The sequence below is a fragment of the Roseburia sp. genome (genome assembly GCF_041325975.1).
GTDB lineage: Bacteria > Bacillota > Clostridia > Lachnospirales > Lachnospiraceae > Roseburia > Roseburia rectibacter.
Map to the genome: position 1 here is coordinate 1,591,011 of NZ_JBGLEJ010000004.1, position 24,114 is coordinate 1,615,124.

Consider the following 24,114-nt stretch of genomic DNA (forward strand, 5'->3'; position numbering starts at 1 on the left):
TTCTTCTGCATTGAACTGGAATAATCTATGGAATGTTTCATTCAATAGAAGTGTATAAAGAGCGAGGACAAAAGAAATGCAGAAGAATCTTGGAAAGATCAAACGTACTGTGGAAGAGTATATGGTACTGACCGTTGCAACACTGATTCTTGTTGTAGGAGTATATGTGTTTAAATTTCCAAATAATTTTTCTTTTGGAGGAGTAACAGGTATGGCGGTCGTATTAGGTGCCATACTCCCAACATCACCGGGAAATCTTACTTTTATCATCAATATGCTGTTACTGGTACTTGGATTTATCTTCCTTGGAAAAGGATTTGGAGTTAAAACCGTTTATGTAAGCGTACTGACATCTGTGGGATTAAGTTTTGCTGAAAGAGTATTTCCAATGGATGGACCATTGACCGGACAGCCGGTATTAGAGCTTATCTATGCGATCGTATTACCGGCATTTTCGTCAGCAATCCTGTTTAATATCGGAGCATCCGGCGGTGGAACAGATATCGTGGCGATGATCTTAAAGAAATACACAAAGTTAAATATAGGTGCGGCATTGTTTTTGGTTGATCTTGGAATCGTCATTGCATCATGCCTCGTGTTTGATGCACAGACAGGTCTCTGTTCCCTGTGCGGACTTCTGGCAAAATCACTGGTAGTCGATAATGTGATCGAGAGTATTAACCTGTGTAAATATTTTACGATCGTCTGCAATGATCCGGAGCCGATCTGTGATTTTATCACGAAGGAACTGAACCGCAGTGCAACGGTTTATCAGGCAGAAGGTGCCTACCAGCACAATCAGAAAACAGTCATACTGACAGTCATGAAGCGAAGCCAGGCGGTGGAACTCCGTAATTTTATCCGGTTGAATCAGCCGTCTGCATTCATTGCGATCACAAACAGCAGCGAGATCATCGGAAAGGGATTCCGTGGTTTCAACTAAGGTTTGGTTGCATGAAAGAACTGTCTATTATATAATAGGGAGAGCAGATTGTATACAATCAGGAAATGTAAGTGGCTGAAATCGTATGTATACAAATCGGTATTGCAATTATTTTAAAATACAGAATGGAGAAGAGAATGAAAATTTGGGAAGATGATAACCAGAAATACATCAAAGCGATGATGGAGAAAAATACCACGGAGCAGAATGGGGAGCTGACAAAGCGTTTAGAGAAAATCGATTTTTCTGTGTTAGAGCATATTGAAAGAAAAGAAACGGTCAATGAGCGGGGTGTATTTGCGCCGTTAGATGCCGTGGAAGTTGGCGAGATCGAGGCAAGGGGAGAAGAATTTAAAGAAACCGGCTTAAAGGCGATCCGTGAGGGAAAAGTCGGAGCCGTACTTTTAGCAGGTGGACAGGGAACCCGTCTCGGACTTGACAGACCGAAGGGTACGTTAAATATTGGAATTGACCGTGAATTATATTTGTTTGAGCAGTTACTGCGCAATCTGATGGACGTTACGGATGAGGCGGGAGTATATGTTCCTCTTTATATTATGACAAGTAACATCAATCATGCAGATACAACTGCATTTTTCAAGGAACATGATTATTTCGGTTATCCGAAAGACTATGTGAAGTTTTTTGTACAGGAAATGGTGCCGGCATGTGATTATGAGGGAAGAATTTATATGGAATCCCAGACCGAAGTTGCTATGTCACCAAATGGCAATGGAGGCTGGTTCTCATCCATGGTAAATGCGGGACTGCTCGCTGATATTAAAGCAAGAGGTATCGAGTGGATCAATGTATTTGCAGTAGATAACTGCTTACAGCGCATCGCAGATCCGAAGTTTGTTGGTGCTACGATCACTTATGGCTGTGAAAGTGGAGCAAAAGTGGTACGAAAAGCAGCACCGGATGAACGTGTCGGCGTACTTTGCACTGAAGATGGCAAACCTTCTATCGCAGAATACTATGAGATGACAGAAGAGATGGCAACAGCACGCAAGGAAAACGGTGATTTAAAATATGGTTTTGGTGTTATCTTAAATTATCTGTTTTCCGAAAAGAAACTGGAGCAGATCGCAGATGCAAGAATGCCGATTCATGTGGTAGAGAAAAAAATCCCATACATGGATGTGGACGGTACATTTGTGAAACCGGAGCAGCCAAACGGTTACAAATTTGAGACATTAGTACTTGATATGGTACACATGATGGATGATTGTATCCCTTATGAGGTAGTGCGTGAAAAAGAGTTTGCACCGATCAAAAACCTTCATGGTGTGGATTCCTTAGATTCCGCAAGAGAGCTGATGAAAGGCTGCGGTATCGAATTATAGGAAAATAGCTGGAAAATAAAACCCTGTTTTTAAATTGTTTATAAATATTTCATACAGACTTTATGCCGTTTTGGGCGGTATCTGTTATACTAATATTTATAGTGTGAGATAGTTACGCCCGACGGAAGTCATTGGAAAAAGACGGTGTAACAATGAAGATGAAAACAATTTAGAAACGGGGTTTTTGTTATGCTACAGAGACAGACAATCATACAGAATGAGAAACAGCAGGAGCAGTATCAGGCTTCTGTGGAAGTGGAAGATGCGGAAGAAACGTTGGATGCAGATGCAATGCAGGAAAACAGCCTGATGCTGGTGCGTGGTATGGTGGATGATGATATGGAGCATATTGCAGACATGAAAGAGCAGTTTTCCCAGACGATTGATCCAATCTTACGTATGTACAATGCAGCGATGTGTGCGACGACCGCACGCCTTGAGATCATAGAGGACGAGTTTAAATACCGAAAACTGCGCTGCCCGATCCATCATATTGATACCAGGTTAAAATCAGCGAAAAGCATTTTGGGAAAACTCCAGAAGAAAGATCTTGATCTGACGCTTAGTGCAGCCTGCAATAATATTTATGATATCGCCGGAGTGCGTGTGGTCTGTTCCTATATCAAGGATGTCTATCTGATCCGGGATCGTCTGATGGCACAGGACGACATACATATCATGGAAGTTAAGGATTATATTGAACAGCCGAAGGGCAATGGTTATAGAAGCCTGCACATCATTATCCGCGTGCCGGTCTACTTTATGAACAAAAAGCAGATGGTGCCGGTCGAACTGCAGATCCGTACGCTTGCCATGGATCTCTGGGCGAGCTTGGAGCATGACATCAAGTACAAATCGCTTTATCAGGATGTCACGATGGATTTTTCGGATGAGTTAAAAGAATGCAGCCGCCTGATCTATGAGGCGGAGGAGAAGATGGAAGTCATGAATGCGGCGTTGGAGGAGTAAGACGGGATTCAAAACGGATCAGTGCAGTTGTATCAAATCTGATCAATATAGAATAATCCGAAATAACGCTCTCTAAAAAATATAAAAAAGTTATTGACAAATAACAAAAGTTAGTGTAATCTAACTATCAGAAAAGGAAATGAGTTCTCGCAACTCTTTCTTTTTTAAACAGGAGTTAGGAAAAACTAACTATACATGTTATGACGATGGATCATAAATTCATCGATCTATGGGAGATGACCATGAGCAGGGAAGTGTTAGAGATTCTGGAGAAGATGGATAAAAAAGAATTAAAGACTCAACTGGCACTGCAATGTGCCCCGCTTCTTACGGGAATTAAACTGTCAAATCTTCTTACGGTGACAAAAAGCAACGAAGAAGATGTGAGAGATTTGTTCCGTAATACAGAAATTACTGTACATACACTCTACCAGACAAAACATCGGACGATATTCCTGCTTTTTCGTGAAAAACAACTACTCGCTTATCTGAACGAAGAAGATGTGAAGGAAACGATGAGATTGTTTGGGTATCAGACATTACGCCTTATCGACATTTTTGAAAAACTGTGTGCCCGCTATCAAAAATATATGAAGGATCATCTGTCTTTTCCACATGAGCTTGGACTGCTCTTGGGTTATCCTGTAGAAGATGTATTGGGGTTTATCCGAAACGAAGGACGCAATTACCTGTATTGCGGCTACTGGAAAGTATACGGAGATGTGAATGCGGCAAGAATAACATTTGACCGCTACAATCAGGCAAAAGAAGATGCAATCCGCCTGATATCATCCGGAATGGAAATCCATGAACTTTTGCTTTATGGCAAAATGCTGGAATCAGCATAAATGGATTAAAAGTCAGATATGTAAAAAACGGATACCATCCGGTCAGCTCTGGCAAAGGCGTTGGAACTGAATCGGCGATCCGCTTGTATAAAATGAATGTGTAAAAATAAGCACAGGAATGGAGGAAATATGAGTAAGATTATCGTGGCATACTGGTCCCAGACGGGAAATACTGAGGCAATGGCAAATGCAGTCGGAGAGGGAATCAAAGCAGCAGGAGGAGAAGCAGATGTTGTTCCGGTATCTGCAGTATCCGTAGATGAATTAAAAGCTGCATCCTCATTTGCATTAGGCTGCCCGGCAATGGGAGCTGAGGTATTAGAGGAGAGCGAGATGGAGCCGTTTGTAGAAGAGGTAGAAGGCTTTGCAGCAGGCAAAAAGATCGCGTTATTTGGCTCTTATGGATGGGGCGATGGACAGTGGATGCGTGACTGGGAAGAACGCATGAATGCAGCTGGAGCAGTTGTTGTAAACGGTGAAGGTGTGATTGCACATGAAGCACCGGATGATGATGCATTAGAGGCTTGCAGAAGTCTTGGTAAAGCACTCGTATAAGAAAAACAGTAAGATTTAAATGAATAAAAAGATTGAGTCAGGCAGGTCATAAAAGACCTGCCTGTTTGCGTGTAATTCATAATAATAGAATATTACGTTACGGACATTCTATTATTTGCCCTATGATATTTTATGGAAAAATGATATAATCCAGTAGTTGATAAACAATAATATTTTTCAAACACAAGTTTGTTTAAAAATCTGGAATGAGCAAAGATAAGCACAGGAATGGGGATTAAGATGTTAAAAAAATTTGCAAAATATGTTTCTCAGAACATGCTTGGCATGGTAGGTATGTCGGTTTATATTCTGGCAGATACCTACTTTATTTCTGTTGCGGTGGGTACGGATGGTATCACGGCACTCAATCTGGTATTGCCGGTGTATAATTTAATTTTTGCCGTCGGCGCAATGATGGGAGTCGGTTCCGCAATCCGGTTGGTGATCGAACGGAACCAGAAAAATCCGGATGCAGACGGATATTTTTTTCATGCACTGTTGTGGGCATTTATCGTTAGCCTGCTGTTTATGTTTGTCGGCATATTCCTGCCGGATAAACTGATTGCCCTGCTTGGCGGAGATGCAAAGATCATTGCGGTCGGAAAAAATTATACGCGCATTTTTATGAGTTTTGCGCCGCTTTTTATGTGGAATTATATCTGCAATGCATTTGTGCGTAACGATGGAAATCCGTCGATTGCAATGGCAGCGACTTTATTCAGCAGTCTGTTTAACATCGTATTTGACTATGTATTGATGTTTCCGCTGGGACTTTCCATGGAGGGAGCTGCGCTTGCGACAGCACTTTCCCCGGTTGTGGGTATTCTGATCTGCTGTATTCATTTCCGGTCGGAAAAATGTACTATAAAACTAAAACCCGTGTTGCCGTCTGTGCGAAAAATATTTTTTTGCTGTAAGTATGGTGTCTCATCCTTTGTAGGTGAAATTTCATCCGGAGTGATCACAATTGTTTTTAACATGATCATCCTTGGACTTGCCGGAAATACCGGAGTGGCTGCTTATGGAGTGGTCGCAAATGCGTCACTTGTTGCAGTCGCTTTATTTAATGGGGTGGCGCAGGGCTCCCAACCGCTGATCAGCGAGGCATATGGTAAGGATATTCATAAAGATGTGAAAACGTATTTGAAAATGGCAGTTACGACTGCGATAGGGGTTTCTGTCCTTTTGCTTATTTTTATTTATCTGTTCGCACCAGTGGTGACGGCTGTATTTAATGGAGAACATAATCAGATGCTTGCAGATTATGCGGAAAACGGACTGCGGCTTTACTTTATAGGTTTTTTATTTGCCGGGATCAATATTGTAGGAACATCCATATTAAGCGCGGTTGAATCTACGGGATATGCATTTGCTGCGTCAATTTCCCGTGGATTTGTTGTAATTATTTTCTTTGCATTTTTACTGTCAACATTGTTTGGGTTAAATGGAGTCTGGCTGGCATTTCCGGCAGCAGAATTTGTGACAATGCTGATTACGATAAAAGGCTTATGGATGATCCGGTTTGTTGATAAAAATTCCTGATAACTGAAAATCTCTTGACAAAGTGTATATCATGATGTAAATTCAAGATACCCAATAGGGGTATATGGTATATACCGATGAAAAGCCGTGATAAAAAATCAAAAACAGCACAGACTATACAGACCGGAGGTAGACAGATGGCATGTGAAAAATGCAGTGCGAATGGAGATAATGTGAAGCATAAGCAGCGTGAGAGTGCAGAAAAGAAAGCGCTGTTAACGAGACTTTCCCGGATAGAAGGACAGGTGCGGGGAGTGCGTGCCATGGTGGAGGATGACAGATATTGTGTAGATATCGTCACACAGGTATCTTCTATTCAGGCGGCATTAAACGGATTTAACAAAGAACTTTTAGCACGCCATATCAAGACCTGTGTTTCCGAAGATATCAAAGAGGGTAATGAGCAGGCTGTCGACGAACTCTGTGAACTGTTAAAGAAGCTGATGAAATAACGGTTTGTATTTTATACAATAGGAGATTGACATGAAGGAAAAGTTTGACGTAACAGGCATGAGCTGTTCGGCATGTTCCTCCCATGTGGAAAAAAGTGTTTCCAAATTAGAGGGCGTACATGCAGTCAGCGTGAATCTGCTGACGAACAGTATGCAGGTTGAGTATGATGAGACAAAACTGGGCACAGAAAACATTATAGAAGCGGTAGAGCATGCCGGATATGGTGCCTCGGTAAAAAATGAAGCAAAGGCGGCAGCAAAGACAGGAGAGACGGAGGATGCGGTTTCCATCCAGCAGAAAAATATCAAAAATATGAAGATCAGACTGATCGTATCTGTGATATTTCTGATACCGTTAATGTATGTATCAATGGGGCATATGATCTACAATGCGCTTGGTGTTCCTATGCCGCCGGTTACCATGAAGTTTTTTCATGGAAGTGAAAATGCGGTTATTTACGCATTTACGCAGTTTTTACTGTTACTTCCGATCCTGTTTGCAAATCAGAAATACTTCCGGAACGGATTTGCAACATTAGCACGCAGGAGCCCGAATATGGACAGCCTGATCGCGATGGGAGCAACAGCGGCGACGGTATACGGTATTTTTGCAATTTACCGGATCGGCTGGGGATTTTCTACCGGGAACATGGAACTTGTACACCAGTATAGTCATGATCTTTATTTTGAATCGGCCGGAACAATTCTTACACTGATCACAGTTGGAAAGTACCTTGAGACAAAGTCAAAAGGAAAGACGAGCGAGGCAATCACAAAACTGATGAACTTAGCACCAAAGACAGTGACGGTAGTGCGCGATGGAAAAGAGCAGGTCATCGATGCTGCTGACGTGGTACAGGGTGATATTTTTGTGATCAAACCCGGAGAATCGGTTGCAGTGGATGGTGTGATCGTAGAAGGGAAATCTTCCTTTGATGAATCAGCGATCACCGGAGAGAGTATTCCTGTGTTAAAACAGGAAGGGGACAAGGTCATATCAGCATCTATCAATAAAGCAGGACTGATCCATGCGCGGGCAACACGTGTCGGCAAAGATACAACAATCGCACAGATCATAAGTCTTGTGGAGGAAGCATCTTCAAGTAAGGCACCGATCGCACGTCTCGCCGATAAGATCGCAGGTGTTTTTGTCCCGACAGTGATCGGGATCGCGATCGTCACATTCATTGTCTGGCTGGCAAGCGGAGCAGATTTCGAGTTTGCAATGTCCTGTGGAATCGCAGTTCTTGTTATTTCCTGTCCGTGTGCGCTTGGACTGGCAACGCCGGTGGCGATTATGGTCGGAACCGGAAAAGGTGCAGAAAACGGTATTCTGATCAAGTCGGGAGAAGCATTAGAGACAGCGCATATTGTTGATACTGTTGTGATGGACAAGACAGGAACGATCACTTATGGAAACCCGGTTGTGACGGATATACGGACATATGCGGGAATTTCAGAAAATGACCTGTTAAAAGCTGCCGGCAGCCTGGAAAAGGGCAGTGAGCACCCATTGGCAGAAGCAATCGTTTCAGATTGTGAGAAAAAGAATATCATTCTGGAAAAAGTAAACGACTTTGAGGCGCTGTTTGGAAAAGGAATTAAAGGTAGGTTATCTTCTGGAAAACTTTACTATGCCGGAAATGAAAAACTGATGGATGAGGCACACATTGCTATATCTTCAGAAATAAAAAAAGAGATAGAACAGTTTGCAAAACAGGGGAAAACTCCTTTACTGTTTGCAGATGAGACACAGATCATAGGAATGATCGCCGTTGCAGATGTGGTAAAACCGACCAGCCGTGAGGCAGTCAGACAATTTAAAGAATACGGAATCCATGTCATTATGCTTACCGGTGATAATGAAGTGACGGCACAGGCGATCAAAGATCAGGTGGGTATCGATGAAGTCATTGCGGGGGTGCTTCCGACGCAGAAGGAAGAAAAGATATCTGCCTTAAAGAACAGCGGACACAAAGTTGCAATGATCGGAGACGGTATCAATGATGCTCCGGCACTTGCATCCGCAGACGTTGGAATTGCCATCGGTGCAGGTACGGATGTCGCAATTGAGAGTGCGGATATTGTGCTGATGAAAAATGACCTGCTTGATGCAGTCGGAGCAATCCGTTTAAGCAAGGCGGTTATCCGCAATATCAAGGAAAACCTGTTCTGGGCATTTTTCTATAACAGCATTGGTATACCGCTTGCCGCAGGACTTTTATATCCGATCTGGGGATTAAAATTAAACCCGATGTTTGGTGCGGCAGCCATGAGTTTAAGCAGTGTCTGTGTGGTAAGTAACGCGCTGCGTTTAAGATGGGTAAAACTTGGAAAAAAATCTTTATCCGAAAATGGAACAGATAATATGGAACAGGAGAGTGCGGTCTGTGAAAACAGAACGGTCACTTCTGAAATAAAGAGTGATGTAACAGAAAGCGAGGAAAAAACAATGAAAACAACATTAAGTATTGAAGGAATGATGTGCGGACACTGCCAGGCAACTGTCGAGAAGGCTTTAAAAGGAGTACAGGGTGTGTCTGAGGTAGTGGTAAGTTTAGAGGACAAAAATGCAGTTGTTACCGCAGATGAATCAGTCAGTGCAGATACATTAAAAAATGCCGTTGTAGATGCCGGCTATGAAGTAACCGATATTCAGTAAGGAATAGTTGCGGGCGCAGCCGTTATATTTTACTGATTAAAAATGAAAAGAAGGGGAAACCGTGATCAACCGGCTTCTCCTTCTTCTACGATCTGCTCTAATACGCGGATAAGATCCTGCATGTTATTAAGCTGTACATTACGCTCTAAGATCAGGTTCTTCAGATCCGTTGAAAGTGTTTCAAATTTGTCTTTGATCATGGGTGATACATAAGATGCCATAGAGTTCTCCTTTTATTACTGTTAACAGATTTGCCTGCGAAATATGCTGTCTGTTGTTTTTATGTGGTTACCAGTTTATCATGTACAAAAAATCAGAAAAATATGCAGTGAAAAACACTTCTTGTAAAAATTGCCGTTATCCTTTAATATAAAGGAGGCATATGACAAAGAAGATCAGATGTCATTGTATAAGAAGTAATTTATATATTATAAATGAAAGAATGGAAACACCATGGATTACTACAGCAGTCAGATCAGCAAGTTAATACAGGAATTATCGTCCCTTCCGGGAATCGGTGCAAAATCTGCACAGCGTCTGGCATTTCATATTTTAAATATGCCGGTAGAGCAGGTCGAAGAACTTTCGGCTGCGATCGTGGATGCCAGAAAAAACGTCCGTTACTGCAAGGAATGTTTTACACTGACGGATGATGAATTATGTCCGATCTGTAAAGATGCCGGGCGTAATCATAAGACGATCATGGTTGTGGAGGATACCAGAGACCTTGCAGCGTATGAAAAAACAGGTAAATACGATGGTGTTTATCATGTTCTTCATGGTGCAATTTCACCGATGCTTGGAATCGGGCCCGCAGATATTAAGTTAAAAGAGCTGATGCAGCGTCTGCAAAAGGATGTTGACGAGGTCATTATTGCGACGAACTCAAGTCTTGAGGGGGAAACGACTGCAATGTATATCAGCAAACTGATCAAACCTACCGGGATTAAAGTGACAAGGATCGCAAGCGGTGTTCCGGTCGGCGGAGATTTAGAGTATATTGATGAGGTAACACTGCTCCGTGCCTTAGAAGGCAGAACGGAGATTTAATAAAAGAAACAGAAAGGAACATGACTAGACTATGACAAATCTGGAACTCGAAAAAACAGCGAACGAAGTCCGCAAAAGTATTGTAACTGCAGTACACAGCGCAAAAGCCGGACATCCGGGCGGATCACTCTCCGCAGCAGATATTTTTACTTATCTGTACTTTGAGGAGTTAAATATTGACCCGAAAAATCCTAAGATGGCAGACCGCGACCGTTTTGTACTTTCTAAAGGTCATACGGCTCCGGGACTTTATGCAGTTCTGGCAGAACGTGGATTTTTCCCGAAGGAGGATCTTGTTACACTGCGTCATACAGGATCTTATCTGCAGGGACATCCGGATATGAAGCATATTCCTGGTATTGATATGTCATCCGGTTCTTTGGGACAGGGACTCTCCGCAGCGGCAGGAATGGCGGCAGCAGGAAAGTTTGACAAAAAAGATTACCGTGTTTATGCACTTTGCGGAGACGGCGAGATTCAGGAAGGACAGATCTGGGAAGCTGCTATGTGGGCAGGATTCCGCAAGCTGGATAATCTGGTTGTGATCGTTGATAATAATAATCTTCAGATTGACGGAACTATTGATGAAGTATGCTCTCCTTATCCGATCGACAAAAAGTTTGAGGCATTCAATTTCCATACGATCAACATCAATGGAAATGATTTTGATGAGATCCGTGCAGCATTCAAAGAGGCACGCGAAACAAAAGGAATGCCGACTGCGATCATTGCAAAGACATTAAAAGGAAAAGGTGTATCCTTTATGGAGAATGCCGTAGACTGGCATGGAAAAGCTCCGAACGACGAGCAGTATGAGATCGCAATGAAAGACCTGGAGAAAGTGGGGGAAGCATTATGTCAGAAATAAAGAAAATCGCAACAAGGGAAAGTTATGGAAATGCTCTGGTAGAAGTGGGAAAAGAGCATGAAGATCTGATCGTATTAGATGCAGACCTTGCAGGTGCGACCAAGACCGGAATTTTTAAGAAAGCATTTCCGGAACGCCATTGGGATGTTGGTATCGCAGAAGCAAACATGACAGGTATCGCAGCAGGACTTGCAACTTGTGGAAAAGTACCGTTTATCAGCTCTTTTGCAATGTTTGCAGCAGGCAGAAACTTTGAGCAGGTGCGCAACTCCATCGGATATCCGCATCTGAATGTCAAGATCGGCGCAACACACGCAGGTATCTCTGTTGGTGAAGATGGTGCGACTCATCAGTGCTTAGAAGATATCGCTTTAATGCGTACGATACCAGGCATGGTAGTGATCAATCCGGCAGATGATGTTGAGGCAAGAGCAGCAGTACACGCTGCATACGATCATGTAGGACCGGTTTACCTTCGTTTTGGACGTCTTGCAGTTCCGGTATTCAATGATGAGGCAACTTACAAATTTGAGATCGGCAAAGGAATTGTTTTAAAAGAAGGAAAAGATGTGACAATTTTTGCAACCGGACTTTGTGTAAATGAGACGGTAGAGGCAGAAAAGCTGCTTGCAAAAGATGGCATTGATGCAGAGATCATCAATATCCATACTATCAAACCGATCGACCGTGAACTGGTTGTAAAATCAGCATTAAAGACCGGAAAAGTTGTTACAGTTGAGGAACATTCCGTGATCGGAGGACTTGGAAGTGCAGTATGTGATGTGCTTTGCGAGGAGGCTCCTACTAAAGTATTAAAGATTGGTGTTAATGACGTATTCGGTGAATCCGGACCGGCATTAGAACTGCTTCATAGATATGAGCTCGATGCAGAAGGCATCTACAAAAAAGTAAAAGCATTTGTAAAATAATCAGACATAAAAAGACTGCTGTTATTACGGTAAAACGTATGCAGCAGTTTTTTTGCGTCTTTTTCTGTCGAAAAGTTTTTGGAAAACTGCCCATAAAACCACAAAAAAATCGGACATGCTGTGATACGATTGCAAAATAAAAAGTGATTTTGAATGTAAACACCGGCGTCTTTGCGCTGTAAGATCGCGTGAAAATAAATTTTTGCGCACAGGAATGGAGGATTGGAATGATAGAGATTATCCGGGAAGAAAATTGGGATGATACGAAAGAAAAAAAACTGCCAAAAGATATCAGACAGATTGGGAGACCGGATGTTGGGGAGAGAATATACATAGAGGATGAGGTATATAAGTATCTGCACCCATATGAAAGCAACTGTGAAAAACTTGTATATGTTTTACTTGGAAGATTTGAAAATTACAGCGGAAGACAGTGCACATTTGTTGAGGCAGCAATACAACTGGAATATTTAGAATTTGATGGTGAAATTCCAAGATGGAGCGACCGTGAATGGGCGTATATATATAAACGATTAAAGAATGAATATGACAGTATGGTCATTGTTGGATGGGCATTGGATCACAGAGGGTGCCTTCCGAATATGACAAAACAGATTGAACAATTTCATCAGACTCATTTTGGAGGCATCCATCAGACATTATTTCTGATGGATAGTCTGGAAAAGGAGGAAACATTTTTTAGCATCCGGAACGGACATCTGTACCGGAGAGAAGGATTTTACATTTATTATGACAAGCATGCCCTGACCAGATCAAAAAAGGTGGAACTTCAGGAGGAAAAAAAGCAAGAAGTTAATTTGCCCAAGACCGATGAAATCGTGTTTGCGAAGCAGGACGAGCCTGTACCTGCAATGAAAGAAAAAGAGAACCTGAATGATATTCTGGAAGAAGAACTGTATCTGGAGGAGAGTATGCAGCAGGATGAACCAGAACCGGTTCCACAGACGGAATTAAAAAGTAAGGGACGGTATCGGAAACAGCTTGAAGAAGCAGAAAAAACAGAAGAAGCAAAGATTCCGGTATATTCTTCGCTTGTGCTGGCTGTTGTGGTGCTTACACTTGGATTTACCGCCTATCAGAATCATAAGAAAATGAATGAAATGGAAAATACTCTGGCACAGATGAACCAGGTGCATATTGTGACAGAGATACAGGAAACAGAAAAAAAAGCTGATACCGGGATCGTGGTGGAAAATATTGCGGGAGAAGTAGAAAAAACGGAGGCGTCTGCGACGACGGAAACATCGGATATGCAGGCAGAAACAAAAATGCCAGAAACAGCAGAGACACAGGCAGGTGCAGAGAAAAAGGCAGACACAGAAACAGCAGAGGCACAGGCTAAAACAGAAATGTCAGAGACGACAGAGGCGCAGGCTAAAACAGAAATGTCAGAGACGACAGAGGCACAGGCTAAAACAGAAATGCCAGAAACGACAGAGGCGCAGGCTAAAACAGAAATGCCAGAAACAACGGGAGCGCAGGCAGGCACACCGGATGAAACGAATAAAAATAAGGAAGACGTTAAAGAAACAGCAGCACAGGCAGATGAGGCACAGACATATTTAAAACAGGGATATTATGTGGTACAAAAGGGGGATAATCTGGCGGCAATCTGCCGAAAAGTATATAAGACAACAGCTATGATGGACAAGGTGTGCCAGGCAAACGGAATCGATGATCCTGATGCAATATATGCAGGGCAATACCTGACGCTTCCAAATTGATGAGGCTGCCAGCTCTAAAAATAAGATGAAACATCCGGGGAATAATGCTATAATATCGAAAGATTAAGAGGAAAGTGAGATTAGTATGGCGGAAAAAAACAAGAGGGGATTTCATACGGTAGAAGAACCGGATATGGAAGAATATGAACGCAAACTGCGTGGGCATCGCATAAAGGTGGTCAGAAGGACGGTTATTCTGATCATTACTGTGCTGGCAGTTTCTGCAGGACTCTGGGTGTTTATGGCACTGCGCCATTATGAGAATTTTGATGTGACATCATCTGTTGACAGGGCTGATACGGAAGCAACAAAGTTTGCAGATTTTGGGGGGAATATTTTAAAATACAGCAATGACGGAGCATTTTATACGGATACAGCAAATGAACTGATCTGGAATCAGACTTATGAGATGGCGGATCCACAGATTGATATTTGTGAAGATTACCTGACTATCTATGACAGAAAAGGAACGATGATCTATATCATGACAAAGGAGGGAATCTTAGGCGGAATTGAAACGACGATGCCAATCCAGCAGGTACGTGTGGCAGCGCAGGGAACGGTGGCAGTTCTGATGAAAAAAGATGCCGCCGGTTATCTTGCAATGTACGATAAGACAGGTGAGAAACTGACAGAAGGAGAGATTCACGGTGCCAAGAAAGGCTATCCGATCGCAATTGCATTATCTTCAGATGCTTTAAGGCTTGCCGTTGCCATGTTAGATATTAATGATGGAAGTATAAAAAGCACCATTGCCTTTTACAATTTTGGAACAGCGGGAGAAAGCGAGATCGATCATGTGGTTGGAGCACAGACATTTCCGGATACAGTGATACCGGAAATTGTCTATCTGGCAGATAACAGACTTGCGGCGTTTTCAGATACCGGGGTTATCCTGTTTGAAGGATCGCAGAAACCAAAACAGTCCGGTACGATTCCTTTTGAAAAAGAAGTGAAGAGCATTTTTTATAATGATAATTATATTGGCTGTGTGACCGGCAATGATGATGAGGCAGTGACACATCATATAAGTGTCTATGATCTGGAAGGAAAAAGTGTTCTGGAAAAAGATTTTACAATGGAGTACACCGGCGTAGAATTTCTTGCAGATAATGAAATCTGTATTATAAATGAAAATGCATGTGATATATATACCATACATGGCATATATAAGTTCCACCATGAGTTCGAACAAACACTTTATAAGGTCATTTCAGGGGGTGGTGCACTGAATTATACATTTATACTGGAAGATACAACGGAAAAAATAAGACTGAAATAAGGAGCATACATATGAACTGGGTTTTGTTACTGGTATTACTGATACTGGGATATAATATTATAAGAGGCTACAGAAAAGGATTTTTGCGAATTGTATATTCTCTGGTATCGTGGGTCATAGTACTTACTTTTGTTACTGTTGCAACTCCGTACATTAATACATATCTGATGGAATACACAACGTTATACGAACAGATTGAGAAACAGTGCAGTGAACAGATAAAAAAATCAGTAGAGGAAAAACAGAAATCCGTTCAGAGTGAAAATAGTCTGGATAATCAGGAATTGTCACAGTTTGGAATTATGCTGCCAGACTCGGTAGTAAATGATATTTTTGATAAGACAGGGAATGTGGCAGGAGAGATTATGGCACAAAGTGGTCTTTATGATGAGATTGCGAAACAGATTGCAGAATTTATTGTAGAGGGAATAGCATTTTTAATTGCGCTGGTTGCAGCGTGGACGATCGTTCATATAATAGCGCGTATGTTAAGAATTGTCTCACGAATCCCGGTATTGAGCGGTGTGAATCGTACGCTGGGGGTATTTGCCGGTGGAATATACGGGGTGATACTGGTGTGGATCGGGTTTTATATTGTAGCAGTGACAAGCACAAGTGAACTGGGTGGTATGCTCGTTACATATATATATCAGAGCAACCTGTTAAAGTATTTATATGAAAACAACGCTATTCTGACGATTGTTATGAATTTTCTATAGTTTGTAAAAAGTTAGTAAAAAAAGTGTTGACATATCAAAACAATAATGGTAGTATAAAAGTCCACTGCGAAAGACAAGTGCTTTTACAGCGGCGAAAAAAGATACTTGATTGCTTATCTTTTGGAAAATAAAAAAAGTTCTTGACAAACAGAACAACACATGATAAGATATCAGAGTTGTCGCGTTTGAGATAACAAATCGGACAAAACCGATTGAAAGAAAATCTTTCAAAAAATGAAAAAAGTTCTTGACAAACCAGTCTTGATAAGATATAATAAACAAGCTGTCGCCAAGAACGACAACAAAACAAAGAACCTTGATAACTGAACAGTGAAATAACCTTGAAAGATTCAATGAATTTCAGGGTGTTGTGAATAACAACACACGAACGTTTCTGTAAAGAAACAACCTTAAAACAGTAAATACGCTCAATAAAATTGAGCGGGATAAATCGGAGATTTATCCGGTTTATTGGAAGCCAGATTTGACTGGCAGGATGAAAACTTTTAAACATGAGAGTTTGATCCTGGCTCAGGATGAACGCTGGCGGCGTGCTTAACACATGCAAGTCGAACGAAGCACTCTACTTGATCTCTTCGGAGTGATTGTTTTGTGACTGAGTGGCGGACGGGTGAGTAACGCGTGGGTAACCTGCCTCATACAGGGGGATAACAGTTGGAAACGACTGCTAATACCGCATAAGCGCACAGCATCGCATGATGCAGTGCGAAAAACTCCGGTGGTATGAGATGGACCCGCGTCTGATTAGCCAGTTGGTGGGGTAACGGCCTACCAAAGCGACGATCAGTAGCCGACCTGAGAGGGTGACCGGCCACATTGGGACTGAGACACGGCCCAAACTCCTACGGGAGGCAGCAGTGGGGAATATTGCACAATGGGGGAAACCCTGATGCAGCGACGCCGCGTGAGCGAAGAAGTATTTCGGTATGTAAAGCTCTATCAGCAGGGAAGAAGAAATGACGGTACCTGACTAAGAAGCACCGGCTAAATACGTGCCAGCAGCCGCGGTAATACGTATGGTGCAAGCGTTATCCGGATTTACTGGGTGTAAAGGGAGCGCAGGCGGTACGGCAAGTCTGATGTGAAAGCCCGGGGCTCAACCCCGGTACTGCATTGGAAACTGTCGGACTAGAGTGTCGGAGGGGTAAGTGGAATTCCTAGTGTAGCGGTGAAATGCGTAGATATTAGGAGGAACACCAGTGGCGAAGGCGGCTTACTGGACGATTACTGACGCTGAGGCTCGAAAGCGTGGGGAGCAAACAGGATTAGATACCCTGGTAGTCCACGCCGTAAACGATGAATACTAGGTGTCGGGGAGCATTGCTCTTCGGTGCCGCAGCAAACGCAATAAGTATTCCACCTGGGGAGTACGTTCGCAAGAATGAAACTCAAAGGAATTGACGGGGACCCGCACAAGCGGTGGAGCATGTGGTTTAATTCGAAGCAACGCGAAGAACCTTACCAAGTCTTGACATCCCATTGACCTAGTATGTAATGTACTATCTCTTCGGAGCAATGGTGACAGGTGGTGCATGGTTGTCGTCAGCTCGTGTCGTGAGATGTTGGGTTAAGTCCCGCAACGAGCGCAACCCTTATTCTTAGTAGCCAGCAGTTCGGCTGGGCACTCTAGGGAGACTGCCAGGGATAACCTGGAGGAAGGTGGGGATGACGTCAAATCATCATGCCCCTTATGACTTGGGCTACACACGTGCTACAATGGCGTAAACAAAGGGAAGCGAGCCTGCGAGGGGGAGCAAATCTCAAAAATAACGTCTCAGTTCGGACTGCAGTCTGCAACTCGACTGCACGAAGCTGGAATCGCTAGTAATCGCGAATCAGAATGTCGCGGTGAATACGTTCCCGGGTCTTGTACACACCGCCCGTCACACCATGGGAGTTGGTAATGCCCGAAGTCAGTGACCCAACCGCAAGGAGGGAGCTGCCGAAGGCAGGATCGATAACTGGGGTGAAGTCGTAACAAGGTAGCCGTATCGGAAGGTGCGGCTGGATCACCTCCTTTCTAAGGAAATCAAGTAGAGATTATTTCACTGTTGAGTTATTAAGAAAAACTTAATAACGTTTGATTGAAAGACTTCGATCAAACAGAAGTTGCGGAGCAACTTCCAATGGCTTTACGAAGTAAAGACTATTCTGGTGGCGATGCGTCTGGGGGAAACACCCGTCCACATCCCGAACACGATGGTTAAGACCCAGACGGCCGATGATACTATACTGGAGACGGTATGGGAAAGCAGGTGGCTGCCAGATTAAAAATAAACATAAGATAGAGATATCTTATTATAGATAAAACGGGCATCGGAAAGATGCTAACCTAATTCAACGGGGAAGCGTTGTTTAGATAACTGGTTTTACCAGTGATTAGAGAGTTCAAGTGATTGAGTTTTCTAATGACTGATAAACATCAGTCAAAGTCATGAAACATTTTCTTTGAAAGTGTAAATTGACGCAGAAGTTTCGAAGAAACTTCTAACGCATGAGCGCTATTGCGCGAAATGCTAATGGCTCTGCGAAGCAGAGACTATAGTACCTTGAAAACTTCATACAGAGATTGATAAAAGATTTTTTATCAAGACATCCGAGAATAGTAAACATAGTTAAAAACGAAAGTTTGCAAACCAATAACAAAACGGTAAAGAAATTTACCAAACGCGTTTTAAAAACGCAAGACCCTGTATTTCAACGCTATGAAATACAGCTAATAAGAGGTCAAGCAAGAAAGAGCGCAGGGTGGATGCCTTGGCACTAAGAGCCGAAGAAAGACGTGATAAGCTGCGAAAAGCTGCGGGGAGGAGCAAATATCCATTGAGCCGCAGATATCTGAATGGGGAAACCCGGCTGGACGAACTCCAGTCATCCATACGCCAATCCATAACGTATGGAAGGGAACCCGGTGAACTGAAACATCTAAGTAGCCGGAGGAAGAGAAAGAAAAATCGATTTCCAAAGTAGCGGCGAGCGAAATGGAAAGAGGCCAAACCATGGTGCGTGCACCGTGGGGTTCGGACCGCATAATTGATTCGTTAATCCTAGCAGAAAGGTTTTGGGAAAGCCTGCCAGAGAGGGTGAAAGCCCCGTAAGCGAAAGGAAAGATGACATGGCGGTATCCAGAGTACATCGAGACACGAGAAACCTTGATGGAATGAGCGGGGACCACCCCGTAAGCCTAAATACTCCTTAGTGACCGATAGCGCATAGTACTGTGAAGGAAAGGTGAAAAGGACCCCGGGAGGGGAGTGAAAGAGAACCTGAAACCCTGTGTTTACAAGCTGTGGAACATCTTTATATGATGAACCGCGTACTTTTTGTAGAACGGTCCGGCGAGTTACGCGTGCCGGCAAGGTTAAGCACTTAAGGTGTGGAGCCGAAGAGAAATCGAGTCTGAACAGGGCGTTCAGTCAGCACGCGTAGACCCGAAACCGGGTGATCTACCCATGTCCAGGTTGAAGTTGCCGTAAAAGGCAATGGAGGACCGAACGCACATCCGTTGAAAAGGGTGGCGATGAGGTGTGGGTAGGGGAGAAATTCCAATCGAACCCGGAGATAGCTGGTTCTCCTCGAAATAGCTTTAGGGCTAGCCTCATTTTAGTCTTATGGAGGTAGAGCACTGAATTTCCGCGGGGGCGTCAAAGCTTACCAAAGAATATCAAACTCCGAATGCCATGTAGATGATGAATGGGAGTCAGACTGCACGAGATAAGTTGGGTGGTCAAAAGGGAAAGAGCCCAGACCTACAGCTAAGGTCCCAAAGTGCGTGTTAAGTGGAAAAGGATGTGGGATTTCAAAGACAACCAGGATGTTGGCTCAGAAGCAGCCATACATTCAAAGAGTGCGTAACAGCTCACTGGTCGAGAGGTCCTGCGCCGAAAATGTCCGGGGCTGAAACACGACACCGAAGCTTAGGAATCACATAGTGATTGGTAGAGGAGCATTCTTAAGACCGACGAAGCTGTACCGGAAGGAGCAGTGGAGGGATAAGAAGAGAGAATGCCGGAATGAGTAGCGAGAGGAAGGTGGGAATCCTTCCGGCCGAATATCTAAGGTTTCCAGAGTAAAGCTGATCTGCTCTGGGTAAGTCGGGGCCTAAGGAGAGGTCGAAAGACGTATCCGATGGACAACAGGTTTAGATTCCTGTACCACATATAAACAGAACTGTGGGGACGCATGTGGAAAGCATAAGCCGGGAATGGAAATACCGGTACAAGCGGAAGAGGTGTCAGGCTGGCAAATCCGCCTGATAAGCCAAAGACGTGATGTGCAGCGAAATAAAAGTAGCGAAGTGTGTGAGCCATGTGCCGAGAAAAGCCGCTATTGTTTTATATGTGCCCGTACCGTAAACCGACACAGGTGGATGAGGAGAGAATCCTAAGGCCGACGGAAGAAGCATTGTTAAGGAACTCGGCAAAATGACCCCGTAACTTCGGGAGAAGGGGTGCCCACTTCAGGGTGGGCCGCAGAGAATAGGCTCAAGCAACTGTTTAGCAAAAACACAGGTCTATGCGAAACCGTAAGGTGAAGTATATGGGCTGACGCCTGCCCGGTGCTGGAAGGTTAAGAGGAGAGGTTAGTCGCAAGATGAAGCTTTGAATTTAAGCCCCAGTAAACGGCGGCCGTAACTATAACGGTCCTAAGGTAGCGAAATTCCTTGTCGGGTAAGTTCCGACCCGCACGAAAGGCGTAATGATTTGAGCACTGTCTCGACAATGCATCCGGTGAAATTGAAGTACCAGTGAAGATGCTGGTTACCCGCGCCAGGACGGAAAGACCCCATGGAGCTTTACTCCAGTTTGGTACTGGGATTCGGTACTGCACGTACAGGATAGGTGGGAGACTGAGAACTTGGGACGCCAGTTTCAAGGGAGTCGCTGTTGGGATACCACCCCTGCAGTATTGGGTTTCTAACCAGCCGCTGTGATCCAGCGGTGGGACAATGCCAGGCGGGGAGTTTGACTGGGGCGGTCGCCTCCGAAAGGGTATCGGAGGCGCTCAAAGGTTCCCTCAGAATGGTCGGAAACCATTTGAAGAGTGCAAAGGCAGAAGGGAGCTTGACTGCGACACCGACGGGTGGAGCAGGTACGAAAGTAGGACTTAGTGATCCGGTGGCATAAAGTGGGATTGCCATCGCTCAACGGATAAAAGCTACCCTGGGGATAACAGGCTTATCACTCCCAAGAGTTCACATCGACGGAGTGGTTTGGCACCTCGATGTCGGCTCATCGCATCCTGGGGCTGTAGCAGGTCCCAAGGGTTGGGCTGTTCGCCCATTAAAGCGGTACGCGAGCTGGGTTCAGAACGTCGTGAGACAGTTCGGTCCCTATCCGGCGCGGGCGGAGGATATTTGAGAGGAGCTGTCCTTAGTACGAGAGGACCGGGATGGACGGACCACTGGTGTATCTGCTGTCGACCAACGGCATGGCAGAGTAGCCAAGTCCGGAAGGGATAAACGCTGAAGGCATCTAAGCGTGAAGCCCCCCTCAAGATGAGATATCCCTCACAAAAGTGAGTAAGATCCCTTGAAGAGTACAAGGTAGATAGGGCAGAGGTGGAAGCACGGTAACGTGTGGAGCTGACTGTTACTAATCGATCGAGGGCTTGACCAAATAGAATCGAAGATCTGTATGAAGTTTTGAAGGTACTAACTTCAATGGCCTAATGGCTCAGTTGGTTAGAGCGCCGCCCTGTCACGGCGGAGGTCGCGGGTTCGAGTCCCGCTTGGGTCGTTTAAATATGGGATCTTAGCTCAGCTGGGAGAGCATCTGCCTTACAAGCAGAGGGTCATAGGTTCGAGCCCTATAGGTCCCATTTATAAAATTTTTAGATATGCCGATGTGGCTCAATTGGCAGAGCAGCTGATTTGTAATCAGCAGGTTATCGGTTCGAGTCCGATCATCGGCTTTTCTCAATTTATTTTGAGAATTAAAATGAGTCAATTTCATATTGAACGTTTTAAATGGGCAGATTCCCGAGTGGCCAAAGGGGACAGACTGTAAATCTGCTGCAATTTGCTTCGGTGGTTCGAATCCACCTCTGCCCATTCTCTTTTTGAAGAGAATAATTATTATCGCGGGATGGAGCAGTCTGGAAGCTCGTCGGGCTCATAACCCGAAGGTCATAGGTTCAAATCCTATTCCCGCAACTCGGATTTAAATATCGTATTTGCCCAGTTAGCTCAGTTGGTAGAGCAGAGGACTGAAAATCCTCGTGTCTCTGGTTCGATTCCGGAACTGGGCATTCAAAAAAATATGGGATATTAGCTCAGTTGGTAGAGCACTTGACTTTTAATCAAGTTGTCCGGGGTTCGAATCCCCGATGTCTCATTAGTAAAAAAGAAATGTCACTCATAAGAGTGGCATTTTTCTTTTATTTAGAAACAGCAAGGGAAAGTCTGTGATTTCTGAATCCCTGATGTTTTATTGATGGGAGAAGCATTGTGAGAGGATATGGGGAAAATGAATAAATATGACAAAAGTTTAGAAATGTGGAATCAGTATTTTTTGACAGAAGATATATTGGCTCCAATAAATTTTGAAAAAGGGTGGAAAACTTCTTGTGAAGCTAAATCCGTATATTACGGATGAACAGATAGAAGAATATGGTATAAAAAAGATTGGTGATAATCTATTAGATGATGGCATGATTCTATGGAATAATACCAATGAAATGTGGATCAGTATTTTTCAGAAAAAATATTCAATTATTCGTTATGAAGAAATAATTTATGAGGAATATGCACAGATGAATCGTATGTATTTACTTGAAAGGAGGAGCCAGTAAAACGGGGGATGTTTTACTGGCTTTAGTTATGAAAAAAAGAAAATGTTTTATGTGAAAAAGGTTTATTTCCTTTTGACATTATTTATAGTAATCGAAGTTCATGATGGAATTGTGGTAAATTTTTGAAAAAAGTGTGAAATGCATTTTATTAAGGAACCGTAAAAGATACGAAAAAAGAAATGTAGACTTTTTTTGGTATTTTGGACTATATTTTGGATTCAATTCAGGGTAAAAATAAAATAATTATAAACAAATGAAATATTCAATTCCCAAAACATAAAAAAACACACAAAAAACAGAAAATAAAATTGTATAAAATTACCAAAATGGGCTCCATGATTTTCACTATGACAAAAAATTGACAAGTGGAAAAATTTTAAATAAAATACAGCGAAGTGTAGGAACGAAGGGAAGTGAGAATACGGAGGAATTATCGAAAGCGCTGATGGAAGAGCTGAACTGTGAAACTGCTTTTACGATTCCGGTATTTGGAGGTATTCCGGTTGCCGAATCGGTAGTAGTAACATGGGTTATTATGGCAGTTCTTTTGATAGCGGCATTTTTCTTAGGAAGAAATCTGCGTGTAGAGAACGTAGGAAAACGTCAGTTAGCAGTGGAGACAGTTATTGGCGGATTGCATAACTTCTTTTACGATTTACTTGGAGAGGAAGGAAAACGTTATATTCCTTATTTAATGACAGTAGGAATTTATATTGCAATCGCGAATATGATCGGACTGTTCGGACTGAAATCCCCGACAAAGGATGTCGGTGTTACCGGTGCGCTTGCATTGATGAGTATTGTACTGATCGAATATTCGGGAGTACATGCGAAAGGAATGAAAGGTTTTCTGAAGAGTTTCGCCGAACCGATACCACTTATGCTGCCAATGAATATATTGGAGATTTTTATTCGTCCATTATCATTGTGTATGCGTCTTTTTGGTAACATTTTAGGAGCATTTGTCATTATGGAGCTGATCAAGATCGTGGCACCGCTTTTCGTGCCGGTTCCGCTCAGTCTGTATTTTGACTTGTTTGACGGATTTATTCAGGCATATGTATTTGTATTTTTAACATCCTTATTTATTAAGGAAAGCATCGAGTAGAAGTTAAAGCAAAATTAAAAACGAAAAAGGAGAATTTTATCATGACATCATTAATCGCTATTGGAGCAGGAATCGCAGCATTAACAGGTATTGGAGCAGGTATCGGTATCGGTCTTGCAACATCTAAGGCAACAGACGCTATCGCAAGACAGCCGGAAGCAGACGGAAAGATCACAAAAGCATTATTACTTGGTTGTGCACTTGCCGAAGGTACTGCAATTTTCGGTATGGTTGTTGCAATTTTAATCATCTTATTCTTAGGTTAAGGAAAGGGTCTGGTAGA

Annotated in this window: 18 protein-coding genes, 7 tRNA genes and 3 rRNA genes; 27 read left to right on the top strand and 1 reads right to left on the bottom strand. The window is 43.2% G+C overall.

Annotated features, from left to right (window positions below):
- The first annotated feature begins 76 nt into the window (after window positions 1–76).
- The 8 genes from ACDD58_RS10990 to ACDD58_RS11025 all read left to right on the top strand — a co-directional run bounded on the left by ACDD58_RS10990 (window position 77) and on the right by ACDD58_RS11025 (window position 9,317).
- Entirely contained in the window at window positions 77–943 is an 867-nt protein-coding gene (locus ACDD58_RS10990; RefSeq protein WP_118210742.1) for a YitT family protein, read from the top strand.
- Between the two features lie 137 nt (window positions 944–1,080).
- On the top strand, window positions 1,081–2,289 hold the full coding sequence (locus ACDD58_RS10995; protein ID WP_118210743.1) for a UDPGP type 1 family protein: 1,209 nt from the start codon (window positions 1,081–1,083) through the stop codon (window positions 2,287–2,289).
- Between the two features lie 189 nt (window positions 2,290–2,478).
- Window positions 2,479–3,258 (top strand): GTP pyrophosphokinase family protein, encoded by a 780-nt coding sequence (locus ACDD58_RS11000; protein WP_118210744.1) that lies wholly within the window; start codon window positions 2,479–2,481, stop codon window positions 3,256–3,258.
- A 242-nt stretch (window positions 3,259–3,500) separates the two neighbouring features.
- The gene (locus tag ACDD58_RS11005) at window positions 3,501–4,106 is read left to right on the top strand and encodes a DUF3793 family protein (protein ID WP_117922478.1); all 606 of its coding nucleotides are present in this window, start codon (window positions 3,501–3,503) and stop codon (window positions 4,104–4,106) included.
- Window positions 4,107–4,235: 129 nt separating this feature from the next.
- Window positions 4,236–4,661, top strand: coding sequence for a flavodoxin (locus ACDD58_RS11010; RefSeq protein WP_186899812.1), 426 nt, complete (start codon window positions 4,236–4,238; stop codon window positions 4,659–4,661).
- 240 nt (window positions 4,662–4,901) lie between these two features.
- Window positions 4,902–6,203 carry an MATE family efflux transporter gene (locus ACDD58_RS11015; protein WP_199654319.1) on the top strand — a complete coding sequence of 434 codons (1,302 nt, stop codon included), beginning with the start codon at window positions 4,902–4,904 and terminating at the stop codon, window positions 6,201–6,203.
- Window positions 6,204–6,340: 137 nt separating this feature from the next.
- The gene (locus ACDD58_RS11020; protein ID WP_117922489.1) at window positions 6,341–6,655 is read left to right on the top strand and encodes a metal-sensing transcriptional repressor; all 315 of its coding nucleotides are present in this window, start codon (window positions 6,341–6,343) and stop codon (window positions 6,653–6,655) included.
- 31 nt (window positions 6,656–6,686) lie between these two features.
- Window positions 6,687–9,317, top strand: a complete 2,631-nt coding sequence (locus ACDD58_RS11025) for a heavy metal translocating P-type ATPase (RefSeq protein ID WP_370777434.1) — start codon at window positions 6,687–6,689, stop codon at window positions 9,315–9,317.
- A gap of 65 nt (window positions 9,318–9,382) precedes the next feature.
- On the opposite strand, the gene ACDD58_RS11030 is transcribed toward ACDD58_RS11025, so the two are convergent.
- Complete coding sequence (locus ACDD58_RS11030; RefSeq protein ID WP_186899810.1) at window positions 9,383–9,538, bottom strand: hypothetical protein; 156 nt, start codon at window positions 9,536–9,538, stop codon at window positions 9,383–9,385.
- A 232-nt stretch (window positions 9,539–9,770) separates the two neighbouring features.
- Here ACDD58_RS11030 and recR point away from each other — a divergent pair, with 232 nt between their 5' ends.
- From recR to atpE, 19 genes are all read left to right on the top strand, one after another.
- The gene (gene recR / locus ACDD58_RS11035; RefSeq protein WP_117922474.1) at window positions 9,771–10,367 is read left to right on the top strand and encodes a recombination mediator RecR; all 597 of its coding nucleotides are present in this window, start codon (window positions 9,771–9,773) and stop codon (window positions 10,365–10,367) included.
- A 31-nt stretch (window positions 10,368–10,398) separates the two neighbouring features.
- Window positions 10,399–11,235, top strand: a complete 837-nt coding sequence (locus ACDD58_RS11040; RefSeq protein WP_117922473.1) for a transketolase — start codon at window positions 10,399–10,401, stop codon at window positions 11,233–11,235.
- Window positions 11,223–12,164 (top strand): transketolase family protein, encoded by a 942-nt coding sequence (locus ACDD58_RS11045; RefSeq protein WP_118210747.1) that lies wholly within the window; start codon window positions 11,223–11,225, stop codon window positions 12,162–12,164. Before ACDD58_RS11040 ends, ACDD58_RS11045 begins: the two co-directional genes overlap by 13 nt.
- A gap of 227 nt (window positions 12,165–12,391) precedes the next feature.
- On the top strand, window positions 12,392–13,909 hold the full coding sequence (locus ACDD58_RS11050) for a LysM peptidoglycan-binding domain-containing protein (RefSeq protein ID WP_118210748.1): 1,518 nt from the start codon (window positions 12,392–12,394) through the stop codon (window positions 13,907–13,909).
- 85 nt (window positions 13,910–13,994) lie between these two features.
- Window positions 13,995–15,191, top strand: coding sequence for a DUF5711 family protein (locus ACDD58_RS11055; protein ID WP_118210749.1), 1,197 nt, complete (start codon window positions 13,995–13,997; stop codon window positions 15,189–15,191).
- An 11-nt stretch (window positions 15,192–15,202) separates the two neighbouring features.
- Window positions 15,203–15,910, top strand: a complete 708-nt coding sequence (locus tag ACDD58_RS11060) for a CvpA family protein (RefSeq protein WP_118210750.1) — start codon at window positions 15,203–15,205, stop codon at window positions 15,908–15,910.
- 508 nt (window positions 15,911–16,418) lie between these two features.
- A 16S ribosomal RNA gene (locus ACDD58_RS11065) occupies window positions 16,419–17,951 on the top strand.
- 130 nt (window positions 17,952–18,081) lie between these two features.
- Window positions 18,082–18,199 (top strand): 5S ribosomal RNA (gene rrf, locus ACDD58_RS11070).
- 457 nt (window positions 18,200–18,656) lie between these two features.
- Window positions 18,657–21,549 (top strand): 23S ribosomal RNA (locus ACDD58_RS11075).
- The 16S, 23S and 5S rRNA genes sit together here with 7 tRNA genes alongside, the layout of an rRNA operon.
- Window positions 21,550–21,595: 46 nt before the next feature.
- Window positions 21,596–21,669, top strand: a tRNA-Asp gene (locus ACDD58_RS11080).
- Window positions 21,670–21,678: 9 nt separating this feature from the next.
- Window positions 21,679–21,751, top strand: a tRNA-Val gene (locus ACDD58_RS11085).
- Window positions 21,752–21,771: 20 nt separating this feature from the next.
- A tRNA-Thr gene (locus ACDD58_RS11090) sits at window positions 21,772–21,844 on the top strand.
- Between the two features lie 57 nt (window positions 21,845–21,901).
- Window positions 21,902–21,983 (top strand) — tRNA-Tyr (locus tag ACDD58_RS11095).
- Between the two features lie 28 nt (window positions 21,984–22,011).
- Window positions 22,012–22,085: transfer RNA gene (locus ACDD58_RS11100), tRNA-Met, on the top strand.
- A gap of 22 nt (window positions 22,086–22,107) precedes the next feature.
- A tRNA-Phe gene (locus ACDD58_RS11105) sits at window positions 22,108–22,180 on the top strand.
- Between the two features lie 13 nt (window positions 22,181–22,193).
- A tRNA-Lys gene (locus tag ACDD58_RS11110) sits at window positions 22,194–22,266 on the top strand.
- A 232-nt stretch (window positions 22,267–22,498) separates the two neighbouring features.
- Window positions 22,499–22,723 carry a hypothetical protein gene (locus ACDD58_RS11115; protein ID WP_147345388.1) on the top strand — a complete coding sequence of 75 codons (225 nt, stop codon included), beginning with the start codon at window positions 22,499–22,501 and terminating at the stop codon, window positions 22,721–22,723.
- 445 nt (window positions 22,724–23,168) lie between these two features.
- Window positions 23,169–23,831: a F0F1 ATP synthase subunit A gene (locus tag ACDD58_RS11120; RefSeq protein ID WP_370777487.1), complete on the top strand. Its 663-nt coding sequence runs from the start codon at window positions 23,169–23,171 to the stop codon at window positions 23,829–23,831.
- Between the two features lie 41 nt (window positions 23,832–23,872).
- Entirely contained in the window at window positions 23,873–24,097 is a 225-nt protein-coding gene (gene atpE, locus ACDD58_RS11125) for an ATP synthase F0 subunit C (protein WP_006857776.1), read from the top strand.
- Window positions 24,098–24,114: the final 17 nt, after the last annotated feature.

Excerpts from the sequence above, each read along its gene's own strand:
- recR (WP_117922474.1), top strand. The coding sequence starts at position 9,771 with ATGGATTACTACAGCAGTCAGATCAGCAAGTTAATACAGGAATTATCG.
- ACDD58_RS10990 (WP_118210742.1), top strand. The coding sequence starts at position 77 with ATGCAGAAGAATCTTGGAAAGATCAAACGTACTGTGGAAGAGTATATG.
- ACDD58_RS11050 (WP_118210748.1), top strand. The coding sequence starts at position 12,392 with ATGATAGAGATTATCCGGGAAGAAAATTGGGATGATACGAAAGAAAAA.
- ACDD58_RS11015 (WP_199654319.1), top strand. The coding sequence starts at position 4,902 with ATGTTAAAAAAATTTGCAAAATATGTTTCTCAGAACATGCTTGGCATG.
- ACDD58_RS10995 (WP_118210743.1), top strand. The coding sequence starts at position 1,081 with ATGAAAATTTGGGAAGATGATAACCAGAAATACATCAAAGCGATGATG.
- atpE (WP_006857776.1), top strand. The coding sequence starts at position 23,873 with ATGACATCATTAATCGCTATTGGAGCAGGAATCGCAGCATTAACAGGT.
- ACDD58_RS11045 (WP_118210747.1), top strand. The coding sequence starts at position 11,223 with ATGTCAGAAATAAAGAAAATCGCAACAAGGGAAAGTTATGGAAATGCT.
- ACDD58_RS11020 (WP_117922489.1), top strand. The coding sequence starts at position 6,341 with ATGGCATGTGAAAAATGCAGTGCGAATGGAGATAATGTGAAGCATAAG.
- ACDD58_RS11010 (WP_186899812.1), top strand. The coding sequence starts at position 4,236 with ATGAGTAAGATTATCGTGGCATACTGGTCCCAGACGGGAAATACTGAG.
- ACDD58_RS11055 (WP_118210749.1), top strand. The coding sequence starts at position 13,995 with ATGGCGGAAAAAAACAAGAGGGGATTTCATACGGTAGAAGAACCGGAT.
- ACDD58_RS11005 (WP_117922478.1), top strand. The coding sequence starts at position 3,501 with ATGAGCAGGGAAGTGTTAGAGATTCTGGAGAAGATGGATAAAAAAGAA.
- ACDD58_RS11000 (WP_118210744.1), top strand. The coding sequence starts at position 2,479 with ATGCTACAGAGACAGACAATCATACAGAATGAGAAACAGCAGGAGCAG.
- ACDD58_RS11120 (WP_370777487.1), top strand. The coding sequence starts at position 23,169 with ATGGAAGAGCTGAACTGTGAAACTGCTTTTACGATTCCGGTATTTGGA.
- ACDD58_RS11060 (WP_118210750.1), top strand. The coding sequence starts at position 15,203 with ATGAACTGGGTTTTGTTACTGGTATTACTGATACTGGGATATAATATT.
- ACDD58_RS11025 (WP_370777434.1), top strand. The coding sequence starts at position 6,687 with ATGAAGGAAAAGTTTGACGTAACAGGCATGAGCTGTTCGGCATGTTCC.
- ACDD58_RS11030 (WP_186899810.1), bottom strand. The coding sequence starts at position 9,538 with ATGGCATCTTATGTATCACCCATGATCAAAGACAAATTTGAAACACTT.
- ACDD58_RS11040 (WP_117922473.1), top strand. The coding sequence starts at position 10,399 with ATGACAAATCTGGAACTCGAAAAAACAGCGAACGAAGTCCGCAAAAGT.